The sequence below is a fragment of the Paenibacillus sp. P32E genome, from assembly GCF_001909085.1.
Classification (GTDB): Bacteria; Bacillota; Bacilli; order Paenibacillales; family Paenibacillaceae; genus Paenibacillus_AQ; species Paenibacillus_AQ helianthi.
The window spans coordinates 280,900-298,873 of record NZ_LVYY01000002.1 but is presented as its reverse complement, the minus strand read 5'-3'; the positions used below and the strand labels follow the sequence as shown (position 1 = coordinate 298,873).

Below are 17,974 nucleotides of genomic sequence, written 5' to 3'. Positions count from 1 at the left end.
ACATCGGCCTGATAGCTTGATTGGGGCCTTGCAGCAGAGGAGGGAGAGTGGATATGACGATATTATCTTGGCTTGCGGAACAGAGGATACAGGAAGCTATGCGTAGTGGTGAGTTCGAGGATCTGCCGGGGCACGGCAAACCTCTTCAGCTGGAGGATCTGTCCGGGGTGCCGGAGGATTTGCGGATGTCCTTCAAAATCATGAAGAACGCCGGTCTGCTCCCGGAAGAAGTCACGCTGCGCAAGGAATGTGTAACTCTGGAGAAGCTGCTCGCGGCATGTCACAGCAATGGAAACACCGAGGATGGCGAACGAAAAGAGCTTAAATCCCAACTGACGCTGAAACGACTCCGCCTTCAGGAGCTGATGGGGCAGCGCGGATTCGGGAACAGCAGCGCGTTCTCCGACTATGGAGACAAGATTCAGGAGCAACTGACGCGGGAAGAATAATTGAATCGAGTTATCCGGCCGAAAGGGCAGGGTAGCTCTTTTTTGTATGCAGAGAGCTTGAAATTTACTAGGGTTTCGCCCATCATATTAGGAATACTAGACAATAAGAATACATGGAGAGATTCGATGAGACAGCTTCCCATTGCGCAGGTGCTCCCTGAGCTGAAAACCATATTGAACACTTCAACCGCTGCCGTTCTGCTAGCCGAGCCTGGCGCGGGGAAGACAACCGGTACGCCGCCGGCTTTTTTGGAAGAGGTTTGGCTGGCCGGAAAAACCATACTTATGCTGGAGCCCAGAAGGTTGGCCGCCCGGTCGGCAGCGAGCTACATGGCATCCTCCATGGGCGAAAGTGTCGGACAAACGGTAGGCTACCGTATGCGCAATGACACAAAAGTAGGCAAAAACACCCGTATTGTCGTGGTCACAGAAGGAGTATTGACCCGAATGCTGCAAAGCGATCCGTCGCTAGGCGATGTAGGGCTTGTGATCTTTGATGAATTTCATGAGCGCAGCCTTCATGCAGATCTGGGACTGGCGTTAACACTGGAAGCACAGGCTGTGCTCCGCGAGGATCTGCGGATTCTGATCATGTCGGCAACACTGGACGGCGACAAGGTATCGGCTCTGCTCGGAGGTGTGCCTATTGTGGATTGTCCGGGCCGGACCTTTCCGGTGGAAACGGTCTATCTGCCAGGCCCCGGAGACAGGCAGCTGGAGCAGGGAGCTGCAGCCGCTGTCCGCCGTGCACTTGCCGAGCAGCCTGGAGATGTGCTGGTCTTCCTGCCTGGGGAGGCGGAAATCCGCCGCACCGAGCGTGAACTGCAAAATGTTGCTCTCCCTCCTGGAACAGTGCTTCGTCCACTCTATGGGCAGCTGCCACAGGCGCAGCAGGATGCCGCGGTGGCAGCCTCAGTACCCGGAGAACGTAAAGTAGTTCTGGCGACTTCGATTGCTGAAACCAGCTTGACGATCGAAGGGGTACGCACGGTGATCGATACGGGGCTGCGGCGGACTCAGGTGTTCTCGCCGCGCACGGGCATGCCCCGGCTGACTACGGTGCCGGTCTCCAAGGCTTCGGCTGACCAGCGGCGGGGCCGTGCGGGACGCACCGCGCCGGGAGTATGCTACCGGCTGTGGAGCCAGGAGGAGCATGCCCGTCTTCCGGATGACAATGTACCGGAGATCATGGAGACCGACCTGGCGCAGCTGGCTCTGGAGCTGGCGCTATGGGGAGCGCCTTCCCCGGCGGCGCTGCTCTGGCTGGACGCGCCGCCTGCTGCGCCTTACGCGCAGGGCACAGCGCTGCTGCGCCAGCTCGGCGCGCTGGACGCCGGCGGCGCCATTACGCCGCACGGCCGCAGCATGGCCGCGCTCGGCGCGCACCCCCGCGTCGCGCACATGCTGCTGCGCGCGGCAGAGCTGGGAGCAGCGCCGCTCGCCTGCCGGCTGGCGGCGCTGCTCCAGGAGCGGGACCTCTGGCGGGGTCCCGCGGCAATGGACAGCGACCTCACGCTGCGCGTGGAGGCGCTGCTGAGGTTCGAGCGCTCCGCTGCGGACAGCGGCGGAGCGGACCCGGCAGCTCTGCGCGCGGTGCAGCGCGAGAGCCGGAGCTTCCTGGCGCAGCTGAAGGCCGCGCCGGGTGCACTGCCGGACAACATCAGCCTCACCGGGCTGCTGTTGTCGTTCGCCTACCCCGACCGCATTGGGCAAAAACGCGGCGATGGCGCGTTTCTGCTCTCGGGTGGCCGGGGGGCGGCCATGAGAGAAGGGCAGCCGCTAACGCGTTCGCCCTATATTGTAGCGGCCGGCATTGATGACCGCGCCGGCCAGAGCCGGATTATGCTGGCCGCAGAGCTGCCTGAAGCAGATTTGCTGAAGCATCACAAGAACAATATGATAGATGAGCGCGAAGTCTATTGGGATAATGATAGCGGAAGTGTACAGGCGCGCCGGCGGACCCTGCTGGGTGCATTGATCCTGAAGGAAACCTCGCATGAAAGACCAACAGCAGAAGAGGCAGAGGAGGTACTGCTTCGCGTCATTGAAGGCAGGGGGCTCGAACTGCTGCCCTGGGACAAAGGCACGGTTCAGCTGAGACAAAGGATGGTATTCCTGCATAGGCTGCGGGCAGATTTTCCGGATGGTTCGGAAGAAGCCCTGCTGTCCTCCCTCAAGGAATGGCTTCAGCCGTTTATTCAGGGGATGCGCAATCTCCGCGACCTGCAGCGGGTGCCTGTATCCAGAGCGCTGGAGGGACTGCTGGATTGGAGCAGCCGTCAGATGCTAGACAAGGAAGCCCCAACGCATATTACCGTCCCCAGCGGTTCACGGATTCCGGTGGATTACAGTAACCCAGAGGCACCGGTGCTTGCGGTCAGGCTTCAGGAGTTGTTCGGCCAAGTAGATACACCAAGGATCGGGGGAGGCAAGGTTGCGGTACTGCTGCATCTGCTTTCTCCGGCAAGGAGACCCGTGCAGGTGACGGCGGACCTCGCCAGTTTTTGGCGCAGCACCTATTTTGAAGTCAAAAAGGATCTCAAAGGACGCTACCCCAAGCACTACTGGCCGGATGATCCGCTGCAGGCAGTCCCTACAAACCGTACACGCCCTTCAAAATAAACGTTCTTCCTTGCTTACATCATCATTTCACTGAAAATGCTTACACCCTGTTTGGGATGTATATGATCGGGTAATAATGTAGCGAACGACAATTACGAAGGAGGGCTTCAAGTGACCGACAAAATCATAGGTGTATTCAACACAGAACAAGAAGCGACCAGAGCAATTGAAGAGCTGCAGCGACAGGGTGTAAGTAATGACGAAATCTCAGTGATCACACGTGACCGGAATGAACTCAAAAATATATCGGATGATACAGGAACTATGGCACCAGAAGGCGTAGCCACCGGTGCCGCAACCGGAGGAGTAGTTGGGGGGATTACCGGACTGCTTGCAGGAATCGGGGCACTGGCCATTCCGGGGATAGGTCCTATTCTGGCGGCAGGCCCTATAGTGGCTACTCTTACAGGCGCAGCCATCGGCGCAGGTGCGGGCGGTCTCGTTGGAGGATTAATAGGACTGGGTATTCCTGAGGATGAAGCCAAAGAATATGAAAGCTACGTGGACAGCGGAAAAATCCTCGTCCTGGTGGATGATAATGGACGCGGACGCGATATCCACAGCGTATTCACGGGCAACCGTTCCTTGAATGCCAGCAGATATAACAGCTTGTATGGCGATGGTACGCTGAATGATCCCATTACGGACCGGGGAGCAACAAACCCTGATGTTATAAGGGATGATACGACAGTAGGTAATTCCATGGGCAACAGAGGTTCCATGAACGCGGATGTCGACCCGGACCGTTACAACGGCAACCGGATGTAGGCCAGCAAGGCTGCGAGAAGCTGTATTGAAGCCTATGGGCGAAGAATAGAGTTATAATAAATTCAAAAGACTGCATTTCAGAAAATATCTGAGGTGCGGTCTTTTTGTTTTTAGAAAATGAAATCGGTTGAATACAGCGAACGGGTTGTCCCGACTATTGGATAATGATATCTAGAAGCCTCCTATAAACTTTATTTCATCATATGAAAAATTCATAATAGATAAACTAAAAGAATCACACACTCTAGATTCAACGATTTTACTCGAACTAATTGCGGTATTTAGATCCTAAAAAAGGTTTCAAGGAAGGGGATTCTCTCTGATTTTCTTATTGTGAAATCAGGGAAATAGTGTTTATACTGAAGTTGTGCAGGAAAGATAAGGAAACACATCATTAGGAGGTGTCCCATGGCGTTTATGATTGCCCAAAGGGCTTTTATCAAGGTATATCTGATTACAATGGTTGAGCAACATAAGGGGTATGGCTATCAGATGCTTGAGGATTTGCGGAGAGATTTCAAAACGCATGGCTATTCCCCTCCTCAGAGTGAAATCTACCGGGCACTGCATGAACTGGTCCAGCAAGGGATTCTATACCGGACCAAGCAGTTGAAAGGCAATGATCCCAAGGTGGACTTCCAAGAGATCGTCCTGTATCATTTCACCACGGATGGAGAGGAAAAAGCCAGATTGTATAAGAAGCAGGTCAAGACGGATCTTGACCGCTGTCTAGGGATTTTGAACAAAGCTGTTTCGGATAATTTCTAATCTTCAAGGGATTAGATTTTAATCTTAAGAACTACAACCTAAGTGATATTTCCAGGTTGCTGTTACCCTGTTATAATGATTACTGCCAGATGAAACGCTATATACTTGGAGGTAACTAACATGGATGAACACATGAAACGCAGACTGGATAAGCAGAGAAAGCTGTTCAGCCAACTAGGCATTACACTCGACGCACTCACCATACATGAGAAAGAATTCAGTATGAAGCTTCGCGGCTATGATGCCGAAGAGGTAGACACGTTTCTGGATAGCGTGATCAAGGATTATGAGCGCTTCTATGCTACAATAGCTGATTTGATGGATAAATGGCAGGAGCAGCAGATAGAGCTTCGCGAAATGAAGGACAAAGCCCAAAAGGCTGAAGCTGTTCCGGCACCCGCACCGGTCATCCGGGGGATTGATCCGATGGACCTGGAAGATGTGATCTTGAAGCTGGAAGCCAACGTAAGACAATTAAAGGACAGGCTGCCTAGGAGCGAAAGTTTTCTATAACAGCATTATAATGCAAATGGACCCTTGTTATCTGATTTGCCAGCATTTACAATTATAGAATAACTTGTGTAAATGAATTATATATTGGAATTCCAGATGGAGGGTGGACCATTGCATGATAAGCGAGGTTTACAGCTGAAGATCCGCGGGAAAATTGCTCTCGGTTACGCCATGATCCTGTTAATGCTGGGATTGTTTCTGCTGGTTGTATCCGGTAGGATTAGCGCCTTGGAGAAAGAAACTGTTTTTCTGAGCGATCATGATATGATTTTGCATGAGCTTACCTATCAGATTGAAAAAAATGTGCTGGACATGGAGACCGGTCAGCGGGGTTATGCCCTTACTGGAGACCCCAGCTATTTGGCTCCTTATGATAGCGGGACTACAGAGTGGAAGATTAATTACACTAAATTAAGCAGTATGATTAGGGATAATCCGGATCAGCTATTGAACTTGAACGATATCCAAGAGAATATTGTTCAATGGATCAAGATATCCGGACAATATGTAGTTGATCTTAAGCGCAATGGGCAGAATGAGGCGGTGAACGCTTTCTTTCGTAATGACAGCGGCAAGCTGATCGTTGATTCCATACGCTCACAGTTAGAGTACTTCCGGGATAACGAGCGGAAGCTTACCAGCGAACGTATTACCAATTTGAAAGAAAGCAACAATAAGCTTCTGAAGATTATGTATGTTCTCTGGACACTGGTTGCGTTCTTAGCAGCTCTTGTAACCTACCTGATCTCTGCCAGTATTGTCAATCCACTCCGTAGCGTCATTCAGGCGATCCGGAGTATTGCAGGCGGAGGAAATATGTCCGAGCGGATCACAGTGAAGACCCTGGATGAAATCTATGATCTGGGGAAAGCAACAAATGAACTTCTGGATACTGTGCAGCGGGATCACTGGAGCAATGAACAGATATCTTTAATGTCTATAGCGCTTCAGGAAACGACGGATTTATCAGTAGTGTGCAGGACATTTGTGAACAGACTGTCCTTTATGCTGGAGATGCAGTACGGAGTCATTTATGTTCTGGGTGAGAACGATCAATTGGAACGGAAGTATGTTTATGCCGGTTCGGAGAATCAGGAGTTCCGGAGCGGGAAGACAATCATCCGCCTGGGTGAGGGCCTCATTGGCCAGTGTGCGATTGATAAAAGGCTGAGCCGGATTGAGAATTTACCAGCGGATTACATAAGCATTAACTCCGGGCTCGGAAGATCCGCACCCCAATTTGCTGTTATTGCTCCTGTTCTATTCGAGAACAAAACTGTAGCCGTTCTGGAAGTGGCTTCACTTACCAAATGGGCCCCATACCATCTTGAGCTGTTTGGTGAGTTGCTGAAAATGTTGGGGGTCACCTTGAATTCTGTTTTGACGCGTATGGAGATCCAGCATTTGTATAAAGAATCTCAAGCGATGAACGAAGAACTACAGATTCAATCTGAGGAGCTTCAGGTACAGTCCGAAGAATTGCAGGTACAAACTGAGGAATTGCAGCATCATACACAGGAATTGCTGACTATAAACCGGGAGCTGGAGGATCAGAAGGCCGTTGCCGAGAATGCTGCAGTTCAACTGGAAAAGTATAATGAACAATTGGAGCTAAGTTCCCGCTACAAATCTGAATTTTTAGCAAATATGTCTCACGAGCTGCGCACACCGCTTAATAGTATGCTTATTCTTTCACAACTGCTTATTGAGAACCGCAATGATTCCCTGTCGGAAGAAGATCTCGGATATGCAGCGGTCATTCATTCGTCCGGCAGTGAGTTGCTGTCAATGATCAACGATATTCTGGATTTGTCCAAAGTAGAAGCAGGCAAAATGACAGTCGAACGGGATGCCGTCAACCTTACTGAATTGCCATTCATACTGAAGGGTTATTTCAACAAAATTGCTGAGCAGAAGAATATAGACTTCAAGGTAACACTTCAGGATGATGTTCCCGATTTATTCTTTACAGACGAAATGAGATTGCATCAAATCCTGAGGAACCTGCTTTCCAACGCTTTTAAGTTTACGGTGAAGGGTTTCGTGGAGGTGAACATTCACCGGGTTGAACCTTTTACGGAGTCACAGTTTCTTACAGCTGAACCTGTAATCGCTTTTGCCGTAAAGGATAGCGGTATTGGTGTCTCGGAAGCGAACCGGGAGATCATCTTTGAAGCGTTCCGTCAGGCTGACGGCTCCACAGCCCGGAAATTCGGCGGAACAGGCTTGGGATTGTCCATATCCCTTCAGCTTGCCAGATTGTTAGGCGGCACAATAATACTTGATAGCAAAGAGGGGACGGGCAGCACCTTTACGTTGTATCTCCCTTGCCGTGAAGAAGATGACGGGTTCAATACCGTTTTTTCAGATGTCTGGAGCACCCCGGCAGCCGCTGCTTTGGAATGGGGAGTACGGCAGGAGATACCTGTTAAGAAGGACAGTACACCATTCGAAAGAGAATATTTGAAGCTGCATGAGAAAACTGTACTGATCGTAGATGATGATATCCGCAACATCTATGCCCTGGAAAAAGGGCTGGAGCCCTATGACATGAATATTCTAACCGCTCATTCTGGATTCGAATGCCTGCAAATAGTCAGAGAACACCCTGAAGTAGATGTTGTGCTCCTGGATATCATGATGCCAAACCTGGACGGGTATGATACCCTTTCGATTATCCGTGACGAATTACAGTTGCCTGAACTTCCTATTATCGCGATTTCAGCCAAAACGATGAAGGAAGACCGTGAGAAATGTCTGGCTGCAGGAGCCTCGGATTTTATCAGCAAGCCTGTGGTGATTAAGGATGTGGTTACACGGATGTGCCGATTGTTGGATGGATTTGACTTTTCAAAAACCCATTGACGGAAATATAGGTTTGATTTATTATGGTTTTATAAATGATCATTTATATGCAAGCGGCGTGTTACCTTTAAGGGCATGAGCCAAGAATTGATCTCATTCATTTGAGTCTTTCTTGGCTCTTTTTGATGCAAAAAAATCTGACAATGAATGGAAAGGAGGGGGACCTTGGCCAAGGATAATGAGCAATTTGAGGTACTACGGGTGATCGGCAATAACGTTGTAATGGTGCAAGGAGGCCGAAAGGGCAAAGAATATGTGATTATTGGCAAAGGGATTGGATTTGCGGTAAAAGATTCAGGAATCATTGATGCGAATGACCAGCGGATTGAGAAATTATTCCGTCTGGAGGATCGTGAGGAATGGAGTCAATATCAGATTTTGCTTGAAGATATAGATCCCAAAGTGATGAGAATTACGGATGATATTATTGCGGATATTGCCCTTGAATTTTCTGGCAAGTTGAATGACAAGATCTATTTGGCGCTCCCCAGCCATATCCAGTTCACCATTTACCGTCTCCGGAACGGAATGGACATTGTCAACCCGTTCCTTCAGGAGACCAAAATGTCCTTTCCCAAGGAATTTGAGATCGCTTACAGGGCGGCAGAAAAAATCAGCGCGGAGTTCCAGGTTCAGATTCCAGAAGACGAAGTGGGATTTCTAACCTATCACGTGTATTCTGCGGTCAGTAATGTGCCGATTGGCCAGTTGGTGAAAGCCTCAAATATCGTCAGCGAGTTGCTGGATATGATTCGGGTAGAACGTCAGATAACCTTTGCACATGGCAGTATGAACCATATCCGGCTGATGATTCATCTAAGATTTTCGATTGAACGGATTCTGCAGGGTTCGCTCATCGACAATCCGTTCGTGAAGCATATTCAAAAAGAATACAAAGAGGAATACAAGCTGGCCCAAAAAATGGGCAAGGTCATGCAGGAATCCCTGGGGGCAGAAGTTCCGGAAGAAGAAATCTGCTTCCTCGCAATGCATTTGCGGCGTTTGTTCCAGACCTTAGACAAACAGCAACAGTGAGGAGAGAGAAGTAATGTTTGCTAAATGGAAATCGAAAAAAGAAAAGAACCCTACCGAAGTGCAGGTGCTGTAGATTTATGCTCCGGTGAGCGGCCAGGCCGTTCCATTATCAGGTGTCCCGGATGAAACCTTCGCAGGTGGACATATGGGGAAAGGAATAGCTATAGAACCTAGTGAGGGGAGATTAATGGCCCCTTTTGACGGAAAAATTGCCCATGTGGTCAAATCCAGTCATGCCGTGATAATAGAACATTCTTCAGGACTTCAGCTGCTGCTGCATATCGGAATGGATACCGTAAGCCTGAAAGGGAGCGGATTCACTAGTCATGTTAACAGCGGAGATGAAGTAAAAGCAGGGCAGACACTGATTGAATTTGATATCGCTTTCATACAGGCGGCAGGCTATCAGACCATAACACCAGTCATTGTAACCAGCAACGGAGAAACGGATCTTGAAATGGATTACCATTATGGTCCGGTTGTTGCCGGCAAAGTCATTATTCTGACTGTGGCATCCAGGTAATAAAGCATATAGCTTCATGGTTAGCCAAGTAAAATACGAAACAAGGGGATGATTGGAATGTTAGCTTTTCTGCAAAAATTGGGTAAGTCACTGATGCTTCCTGTAGCTACACTGCCGGCGGCGGCGATTCTGCAAGGTTTAGGATTGCTCGACTATGAAAAGGACTTACATTTAGGCAGTGCTATTGGTGGATTTCTGAATCAGTATATTGCCCCCTTTCTGAATGCTGGTGCAGGCGCCATCTTTGGGAATTTAGCATTGATTTTTGCGGTGGGTGTTGCTATCGGTTTTGCAGGGGACGCCGTAGCTGCCTTGTCCGCATTGATTGCCTATATGGTACTTACGAAAGTATTGGGAATTGTACCGGCCACCTTCGGTTTCATCGGGGATGATGTTGTGCTCGATATGGGCGTGCTTGGCGGAATCTTTGCCGGGGCGTGGGCAGCTTTCCTGTACAAAAAATATCATAACGTCAAAATGCCCGATTGGCTTGGTTTCTTTGCCGGCAAACGTTTTGTTCCGATTGTAACAGCTGCATCGACTATGGTCCTGGCTGTCTTGATCGGTATGATCTGGAGTCCGGTGCAGGATGTAATCAGTGATTTCGGTAACTGGGTTGTAAGTCTTGGCGCTTTTGGGGCATTCGTCTTCGGTACAGCAAACCGTCTGCTGGTTCCCATCGGTCTGCATCACGTAATTAACACCATTGCCTGGTTTCAGCTTGGTGATTTCAAAAATGCTGCCGGGGAGGTTATCCATGGTGATATATGGCGTTTCCTTGCAGGTGATAAAAGCGCAGGGATGTTCACAACGGGCTTCTTCCCAATTATGATGTTCGCTTTGCCGGGGGCTGCATTGGCCTTTATCCATACGGCAAAACCTGAAAAAAAGAAAATGGTGGCCTCGATATTTATTGGTTCAGCTATCGCCTCTATCCTTACCGGTATTACCGAACCTTTGGAGTTCTCGTTCATGTTCGTCGCACCGCTTTTGTACTTGGTGCATGCGCTTTTAACTGGTCTTTCCATGGCCTTAATGTATTTGCTGGATGTAAGACTTGGATTTAGTTTCTCTGCGGGTTTGATTGATTACCTGACGAATCTAAAGCTTTCCACCAATGCCTGGGTCCTGCTTCCGGTCGGACTTGCGTTCTTCGTACTATATTATGTTTTGTTCCGCTTTGTTATTGTGAAGTTCAATTTGAAAACACCAGGGCGTGAGGATGATGCTGATGACGAAATCCTGGAGGCTGATGTGAGTGGAGCAAAAATCTCCGCATCCTCCAGAGCAGTCAAAATCCTGGAGAATATCGGCGGACCGTCCAACATCCGCAACATTGATGCCTGTATTACACGGCTGCGGCTGATTGTGAATGATGAGAAAGCAGTCAAGGACGCCGCGCTGAAGCAACTGGGTGCATCGGGTGTAATGAGATTGGGTCAAGGTGCGGTGCAAATCGTATTTGGTCCGCAATCGGAGCAAATCAAGGATGACATCAAGAAACTCCTGTGAAAAAACGATAGATCAAGACCAGATTGACCAAGCCGTTAATGTAGTCCCAAAATAACATTTGCATTCCTTCAAGCATCATCGTCATCATGGTGTCTTCCATGATCGCATATAAATTCTGAACCCGCATAACACCAATGGTTATGCGGGTTCTTAATGTTCCGTCACATGAGCAGGTGTATCGGGCGGTTAAGATAAATCGTGGAGAACCGTATCATCAATAACGTCAAGTTTTTTTAAACTTTCAATCCACGCAGCAAAACGAGTTCTCATACAACTCATAAACGGTGAGTAAATGCTCCGCAAGGCCTTTCTCAGTGCTATTAATCCATTTAATAAATGCCATGTGAAAAATTTCAACCGCAAATCGCGCGGCAAGCTCCGACACATCGCTATCATATTTGGCAGATAATGAGTTTGTGACAGACGCAATGAGCACCTGCCCCTTCAACAGCTCCCGTTCTTGCAGATCAGAATTGCTTTGAATAATTTGATTCCGCGCAAGCACCCTCTCCCGCGAGCCCTCGAAAAACTCGGAAATCGACACAAAGCCTTCAACCGCAAGCTTCAGCGGTTTTTGCTCGACTTCAAATTTATCCGTGATAAAAGCCGAAACTCCCTGCCCCAGCTCATTGTTCGTGTCAAAAAGTACGTCCGACTTGTCCTTGAACTGCCGGAAAAAGGTTCGCTCCGTCACACCCGCAAGACTTGCAATCTCCTGCACAGTCGTGTGTTCATAGCCTTTTTCCATAAATAATTTGGTGGCCGCCGCCTGTAATTTTTCTTTGCTTTTCATTTTTATCATTCCTATTCATGTGATTAATGGAAGAAAACAGAATGGTCAGTTTCTGACATTTTTTCTTGACAATAAAAAACCCGCAGGTATACAATGATTGAAAATGTCAGTTTGTGACACTATTTTATCAAAAAGAAGGAGAATGCACAATGAAAATCACAGTACTCGGCTCACTTGGCAATATTAATCGTTACTACCTTCCACGCCTCATCGCTGATGGACACGACGTCACAGTCATCACAAGCTCTAGTGATCGTATCGCCGACATCGAAGCGCTCGGTGCCAAACCAGCAGTAGGCTCAAACCGGGACGTAGACTTCCTTACCCGGGCTTTTACAGGTAGCGACGTTGTTTATCTCATGATCTCAGGCATCAATCCAACCTCCGGCATCGACATGTGGCAGAGCGCAATCGAGCTCTCTGAGAATTATAAGACCGCCGTGCAAAATTCGGGTGTGAAAAACGTCGTCAACCTCAGCTCAGTAGGCGCCGACAACCCTAACGCTGGCATCCTTTACAGCTATCATTTTGCAGAAGACGCACTTAACTCGCTTGAAGGCGTGAACGTTGCTCATATACGTCCTGTCGGCTTTTATAGCAATCTTTTTGCCGACATGCAAAGCCTTAAAACGATGCAAACCCTTTTTAGTCCAGTTTCGGCTATTATCGCGCACGGTTGGGTCAGCCCCATTGATATTGCGGACGTCGCTTACGCCCTGATTGATCACACCCCAGCAGGCAAAAGTGCGAAATTCGTCGTTAGCGATTGGGCTACAGGCAACGACTGGCTCAAGGCTCTTGCCGAGAATGGTATCGAAGCCAAATACCAACAAATCCCTGCCTTGGCCCTCATTGAGAATATGATAAAACTAGGCTTCCACGAAGACACCGCTAACCGCTTCGCCCAAATGAGCCGCGCTGGTGAGAGCCCCGATGAATTTTACGCCAGTCTCCGCGCCACCGACTACCATCTAGGCAAAGTCAAGCTCGTAGACTTCGCGAAAGTTTTTGCTGCTGCATACAAGGGGGAGAGACGATGAACGAAACACGTACGGATATTGATAACAGAGTGTTTTTAATTTCAGGGGGAACATCCGGAGTAGGAAAAGCAATCGCAACGGGATTAGCCAGACTTGGCGCCAAGGTCGTGATCATCAGCAGAAGTGCGGAGCGTGGACAAGCTGCATTAAAGGATATTTTGGAAGCCACAGGCAACAGCCGGGGAGATTGGTTGGCGGCGGACCTTTCCCTACAGTCATCGATCCGGGAAGTCAGCGACGTCTTCAAGCGGAAGTACGATCAATTGCATGTGCTTATTAATGCTTGTGGTGCAGTCTATTTTAAGAAGGAATTGACGACTGATGGGATTGATCGTATGTTCGCGGTCAATGTGCATAGTCATTATCTGCTGACTAACCGGCTGCTCGACATCCTCCAAGAAAGCGGACCTGCACGCGTAATCACAGTGTCGGGTAACCCTAGATTTTTGAAGAATCCCGTCATTAACTTCGATGATATTCAAATGGAGCGCCAGTATAGCACGATGCGTGCAAGCAGCCAGTCGCTGTTCGCCAGGACGTTATTTGCTTTCGAATTGGCAAAGCGTTTGGAAGGAACGGGAGTGACCTCCAACGCTTTTTATCCGGGGTTTGTGAAATCCAATCTCGCGAGGAACGCGCCTTGGTATTTGAGGGCGGCTGCACCTCTCTTAAACGCACGTGTCAAAGCAGAATGCGGGATCGGGGTTTATCTGGCGTCTGCGAAAGAAATAGAGCGCGCAAATGGCGTATTCTTCGATGATAAGAAGCAAATTGTACCGATTCACACTAAGTTTGATGCTAGAGCGGGCAAGAAACTGTGGACCTTGTGCGAAGGTCTGAAAAGGTACTAATCGAGCCGCTTGTCTAGCGATTGAGAATGCTTTGTCAAGAACGGAGTGATATCATGCGGAGGCCATCCCGCATAAGGATGGTCTTAAAACTTGCGTTACAAACAGCGCGGAGAACCGTATCATAAATGAGGGGAAAGCAAGTTGAAAAAATGTTTTTGTGACGGTCTTTCATGAACTCGTTCAGTCTCTCCACTGATGGGAATAGTTATAAAGAATCTTTACATTGTTTGTTAAATATTTCCTGGTTATAATCAAAGAGAAATACATTCTTTATTTATCCGCTTTCCATTAAACGATGAAAGGATGATATTAGATGATTAAATATGACAGATTTGTTCACCTGCTTTGTTTCTTGGAGGGTGACTATAATTTAACCCTCCTATAAAAAATGGAGGTAAACCTGTGAATAGAGAGTTTATTGCAAAACATTGGTATGCTAGTGTGTATGAACAGTTTGAAAACCAAACTCACGACGTGGATTTTCTGTTGAAAGTACTTACAGAGCAAACAGATAATCAACCACTGAATATACTTGAAATTGCCTGTGGTGATGGTAGGATCTGTGTTCCTCTAGCAAAGGCGAATCATTTCGTTACAGGCCTTGATTCCGATGAACATATGCTCCTGCGATGTTATCGCCAGATGTTGGGTTTAACGAATATTCGCTGTTATCAAGCTGATGCAGTAATTTCCGGATGGGGTGTCGGTTATGATGTCGTAGTCATGGCAGGTAATATACTGATTAACATTGAATGCGAGATCGATTACAAAGATGCACAAAAGACCCTTATTAAAAATGCTGCGGCCGCGCTTCGCACAGGTGGACATCTTTATATTGATTTTGACCTGCAATATGATCCAGCAGCCCGGTTCAATAGGCTGAAAGAGAGTAGCTCTTTCATAGGGACAGATGAATTGGGCACGACTGGCCAATGTGTTAGCTATGGGAGCGTGTATGACCCTATAACCCAGATTTGTACCGGAACTGGTCACTGGGAGCTCACCACAAATAGCGGTGAGCAGATCATCTTACCCAAGCGTTGGTATAAGCACATTCCCACGCAAACGCAAGTTTATGATTGGCTATCAGATGCCGGGTTTACCATTGAGTGTACCTATCACAATTATACTGCTGAACCGATTCCGGAGCCGATTGTTGAAGCTACAAATCGCGCTATTCTATGGGCAAGAAAGTTATAAATTTTACATGCAGGTACGACAATCCTTTTCACTGTTGAATAAAACAAGATCAAAGAAAGGGTCATCCCTAACGGATGGCCCTATAAGATCAACCTCGCAAGACAATGAATCCCCTTCTCAATTGATGCTTCATCTACTTGTGCAAACCCTAATACCCATCCCCTTCGTTTGCTCTCCATACAATAGGGTCCTAGCGGGTATATACGTATCCCCTGTTGAAGGGCTACCGTTGTGACGGTTTCTTCGTCGTATGATTCTTCAGCTTCTAGTAACATATGCAATCCTGTTTCTACTCCACTTAGTGTGAAACGCTCTCCTAAACCACTAGCCATAATAACCTTGGTCATCGCTTCGTGTCTTCGCCGGTACACATTTCGGACTCTTCTCATATGGCGCATAAAATGCCCATTCTTGATGAAGTGGGTTAGCGTTAGCTGATCCATAATCGGCAGATGACGGTAAGTCAGCTCTTGTACCTTAGCTAGCTGGGCAATTGCCTTGGCAGATCCAACAATAGCCGAAATACGAATGCCTGGAGCAATCATTTTAGAAAAGCTCATCAGGTACAAGGTATTCTGAGATGCTTGGCTAAACAGTGTTGGAAGCGGCTCTCCACGATATCGAAATTCACTATCATAATCGTCTTCAATGATCCACAATTGATCTCTAGTGGCCTTTTGTAGCAATTGTTGCCTGCGTGGCTCCGACATAACGACTCCGACGGCGCATTGGTGTGAAGGTGTCACAAAGATTAGTTTGGATTGTGGATGAATACGCTCCACCACAAGACCATATTCATCGACGGGTACAGGGACTACATTCATACGCCGATATTTCATCGCCATCCAGGCAGCCGGAAAACCAGGATCTTCTACTGAGACAGTATCCCCGTTGGCTAAAAGCGATTGTGCGATTAAGTCAATACTATGCTGAGCTCCAGAGGTTAACAGAATCTGATTGGTTTGGATATGAATGCCTCGTTCAAGTGATAAATACCGCTGGATTTGCTCACGTAATGGTGTGAAACCATAGGGATCACCGTAAGCCCAGTTTGATAAATCCATTTCAGCAGATACATGAATGAGCGATTGTCGCCAATTTTTTTGAAATTGCCCATCCAAATAGGGTTCGTGTGGACTAAAGTCAATATCCACCTTGAACTGTTCTTTGCCTCTGAACCAGCCATGTAGCTGATCAACCGCTGTGTTCAACAAGGGAAGCGAGGGGGGAATGGGGCCATCTGTTATTATTTCCTTCCTTGACTCGGTGAAAAGATTCCATTTACTAACTCGCGTTCCTCCTCTGCGAGATGTAACCGTATAGCCTCGACTTAGCAACTCTTCATAGACGATCTGTATCGTTGAGCGAGAGACACCTATCATGTGAGCGAGTTCGCGGGAGGGAATTAGCAATTCTCCCGGGGCCCAGATTCCGTTTGTGATATTATGAATAGCTTGATCAAGCAATTGTTGCCAAATGGGTCTTTTATCATTACGTATTACTTTCATCATCGAACATCCCCCCCAAAAAAGAAGATTCTCTCCTAAAACATTAATTATGGATTGTTTATAACCGTAAAGTTTGGATGTTTTAAAGCAATCCATTCATTGATATACTACCGTAATAACACAGGTATTCACAATTTTGTCGTTGCGCACTCTTTAAGAATGGAAGGGAGAATTATAAAAATGGATATGGTTCGGTACAAAATCAGAGAATGTGTGGATCTAGAGAAAATTGACAGTTTCCTACAGCAAGCGAAAACGGGGTATCTGGGATTGGTTGATGGGAGCCTTCCCTATGTCGTACCGCTAAATTATGTATGGACGAAGGGGAATCTCTATTTTCATGGGGCCGGGGATGGAAGACGCAATCAGGTCATGAAGGAAAATCCAGAGGTTTGTTTTACCGTATGTGAGTCATACGGAACCATCACGGATCCGGTACCTGCCAAAACAGATACGGCTTATATGAGTGTAATGATCTTTGGACAAGCAGAACCGATTACGGATTTGGACGAAGCCACTCATGTGCTTCAGGAAATGATAAATAAATATGTGCCCGGCTATTATAACCGCCCGTTGCCCAAGCAGCATGTGGATAAATATAGGTCGGCTGTATTCGGCGGACCGGTTCAAGTTTGCAGGGTAATTCCACACCATGTAACAGCAAAAGAAAGTCCCATAGAAGCAGAAAAAATGTATAGAACAGACATGAAGGCAGGACGGGGGGATAAATAATATAAGGGTGCTGTTAGATCAAGATAGATAACGTCATAAATGTGATTACATAAACATTACCTCGCTGGAACTATTCTGGCGGGGTTTATTCGTCTTGTATCTACTTATTGAGATACTGCTTTTCTGCGTTTTCAACTGCAAATAATTAGAAATGTTATGATAATTGTATTTACTTTGATACAAAATCGTTTTGGCGTTCGTCTTACTTATAGCTGCAGCTGATAAGGAGGATTTACACAATGGAATTTCCGGAAACTGAAATGTTTCGAACTATATTTTATGAACACTATCCGGTGGTGCGGCGGAAGTTGGCGGCGCTTGTACGGGATGAGTCGGCAGCAGACGATTTAGCCCAGGATGTGTTTCTCAGACTATACCGCAACCCGCCGGATGATCCGAATGCGCTGGGTGCTTGGCTCCATAGAGTGCTCACCCGGATCGGATATGACTATTTGAACAAAAAGGCCAGGGATCGTCGGCTCCAGGATAAGCATGAGCTGTTGTTCAGCGCCGAGGCAGCTCCGCCTTCCGGTGAAGAGGCTGTACTCAGCAAGCTGGACCAGGAGGATGTCCGGACTTGGCTGGATGGTCTACCCGAGAGAGACAGACAGGCGCTGCTATTGCGCTACTCGGGCTACAGCTATTCGGAGATTGCCGGGCAGCTTGGCGTTAATCCTCCGGTTGTCGGAACACTGCTTAACCGGGCAACCCATAAGCTGAAACAGCAGGCGGTTAATTCATACCCTCAGACCGATTGATTCGTGCACGAAGCGAATCCAGGCAGTTAATGAACAT

16 protein-coding genes are annotated in these 17,974 nt (G+C 47.9%); 14 read left to right on the top strand and 2 right to left on the bottom strand.

All coding sequences use genetic code 11. The annotated features are described in order from the left end of the window. Window positions 1–53: 53 nt before the first annotated feature. The 9 genes from A3848_RS03440 (at window position 54) to nagE (ending at window position 11,055) form a co-directional block, all read left to right on the top strand. Entirely contained in the window at window positions 54–449 is a 396-nt protein-coding gene (locus A3848_RS03440; RefSeq protein WP_074083546.1) for a DnaJ family domain-containing protein, read from the top strand. Window positions 450–575: 126 nt separating this feature from the next. Continuing rightward, entirely contained in the window at window positions 576–3,071 is a 2,496-nt protein-coding gene (gene hrpB / locus A3848_RS03435) for an ATP-dependent helicase HrpB (protein ID WP_074083545.1), read from the top strand. Window positions 3,072–3,182: 111 nt separating this feature from the next. Then, window positions 3,183–3,839 carry a general stress protein gene (locus A3848_RS03430; protein ID WP_074083544.1) on the top strand — a complete coding sequence of 219 codons (657 nt, stop codon included), beginning with the start codon at window positions 3,183–3,185 and terminating at the stop codon, window positions 3,837–3,839. A gap of 408 nt (window positions 3,840–4,247) precedes the next feature. Continuing rightward, complete coding sequence (locus A3848_RS03425; RefSeq protein WP_074083543.1) at window positions 4,248–4,607, top strand: replication termination protein; 360 nt, start codon at window positions 4,248–4,250, stop codon at window positions 4,605–4,607. Between the two features lie 120 nt (window positions 4,608–4,727). Continuing rightward, the gene (locus tag A3848_RS03420) at window positions 4,728–5,120 is read left to right on the top strand and encodes a DivIVA domain-containing protein (RefSeq protein WP_074083542.1); all 393 of its coding nucleotides are present in this window, start codon (window positions 4,728–4,730) and stop codon (window positions 5,118–5,120) included. A 111-nt stretch (window positions 5,121–5,231) separates the two neighbouring features. After that, entirely contained in the window at window positions 5,232–7,985 is a 2,754-nt protein-coding gene (locus A3848_RS03415; protein WP_178381895.1) for a CHASE3 domain-containing protein, read from the top strand. Between the two features lie 165 nt (window positions 7,986–8,150). Then, window positions 8,151–9,020 (top strand): PRD domain-containing protein, encoded by an 870-nt coding sequence (locus A3848_RS03410; RefSeq protein ID WP_244169655.1) that lies wholly within the window; start codon window positions 8,151–8,153, stop codon window positions 9,018–9,020. 85 nt (window positions 9,021–9,105) lie between these two features. After that, on the top strand, window positions 9,106–9,543 hold the full coding sequence (locus A3848_RS03405) for a PTS sugar transporter subunit IIA (RefSeq protein ID WP_305953418.1): 438 nt from the start codon (window positions 9,106–9,108) through the stop codon (window positions 9,541–9,543). Between the two features lie 57 nt (window positions 9,544–9,600). Next, a complete protein-coding gene (nagE, locus tag A3848_RS03400) occupies window positions 9,601–11,055 on the top strand; it encodes an N-acetylglucosamine-specific PTS transporter subunit IIBC (protein WP_074083540.1) in 1,455 nt (484 codons plus the stop codon). A 241-nt stretch (window positions 11,056–11,296) separates the two neighbouring features. Here nagE and A3848_RS03390 read toward each other — a convergent pair whose 3' ends face one another. Beyond that, a complete protein-coding gene (locus tag A3848_RS03390) occupies window positions 11,297–11,848 on the bottom strand; it encodes a TetR/AcrR family transcriptional regulator (protein ID WP_074083538.1) in 552 nt (183 codons plus the stop codon). A gap of 149 nt (window positions 11,849–11,997) precedes the next feature. On the opposite strand from A3848_RS03390, the gene A3848_RS03385 reads away from it, so the two are divergent. From A3848_RS03385 to A3848_RS03375, 3 genes are all read left to right on the top strand, one after another. Further along, window positions 11,998–12,888, top strand: a complete 891-nt coding sequence (locus tag A3848_RS03385; RefSeq protein ID WP_074083537.1) for an NAD(P)H-binding protein — start codon at window positions 11,998–12,000, stop codon at window positions 12,886–12,888. Beyond that, on the top strand, window positions 12,885–13,739 hold the full coding sequence (locus A3848_RS03380) for an SDR family NAD(P)-dependent oxidoreductase (protein WP_074083536.1): 855 nt from the start codon (window positions 12,885–12,887) through the stop codon (window positions 13,737–13,739). Before A3848_RS03385 ends, A3848_RS03380 begins: the two co-directional genes overlap by 4 nt. 402 nt (window positions 13,740–14,141) lie before the next feature. Then, on the top strand, window positions 14,142–14,939 hold the full coding sequence (locus tag A3848_RS03375; protein ID WP_074083535.1) for a class I SAM-dependent methyltransferase: 798 nt from the start codon (window positions 14,142–14,144) through the stop codon (window positions 14,937–14,939). 80 nt (window positions 14,940–15,019) lie between these two features. Here the strand turns inward: A3848_RS03375 and pdxR are convergent, their stop codons facing one another. Further along, the gene (pdxR, locus tag A3848_RS03370) at window positions 15,020–16,450 is read right to left on the bottom strand and encodes a MocR-like pyridoxine biosynthesis transcription factor PdxR (RefSeq protein ID WP_074083534.1); all 1,431 of its coding nucleotides are present in this window, start codon (window positions 16,448–16,450) and stop codon (window positions 15,020–15,022) included. A gap of 177 nt (window positions 16,451–16,627) precedes the next feature. Here pdxR and A3848_RS03365 point away from each other — a divergent pair, with 177 nt between their 5' ends. After that, on the top strand, window positions 16,628–17,179 hold the full coding sequence (locus tag A3848_RS03365; protein WP_074083533.1) for a pyridoxamine 5'-phosphate oxidase family protein: 552 nt from the start codon (window positions 16,628–16,630) through the stop codon (window positions 17,177–17,179). Window positions 17,180–17,418: 239 nt separating this feature from the next. Continuing rightward, window positions 17,419–17,937, top strand: a complete 519-nt coding sequence (locus tag A3848_RS03360) for a sigma-70 family RNA polymerase sigma factor (RefSeq protein ID WP_074083532.1) — start codon at window positions 17,419–17,421, stop codon at window positions 17,935–17,937. The last annotated feature ends 37 nt before the right edge of the window (window positions 17,938–17,974 follow it).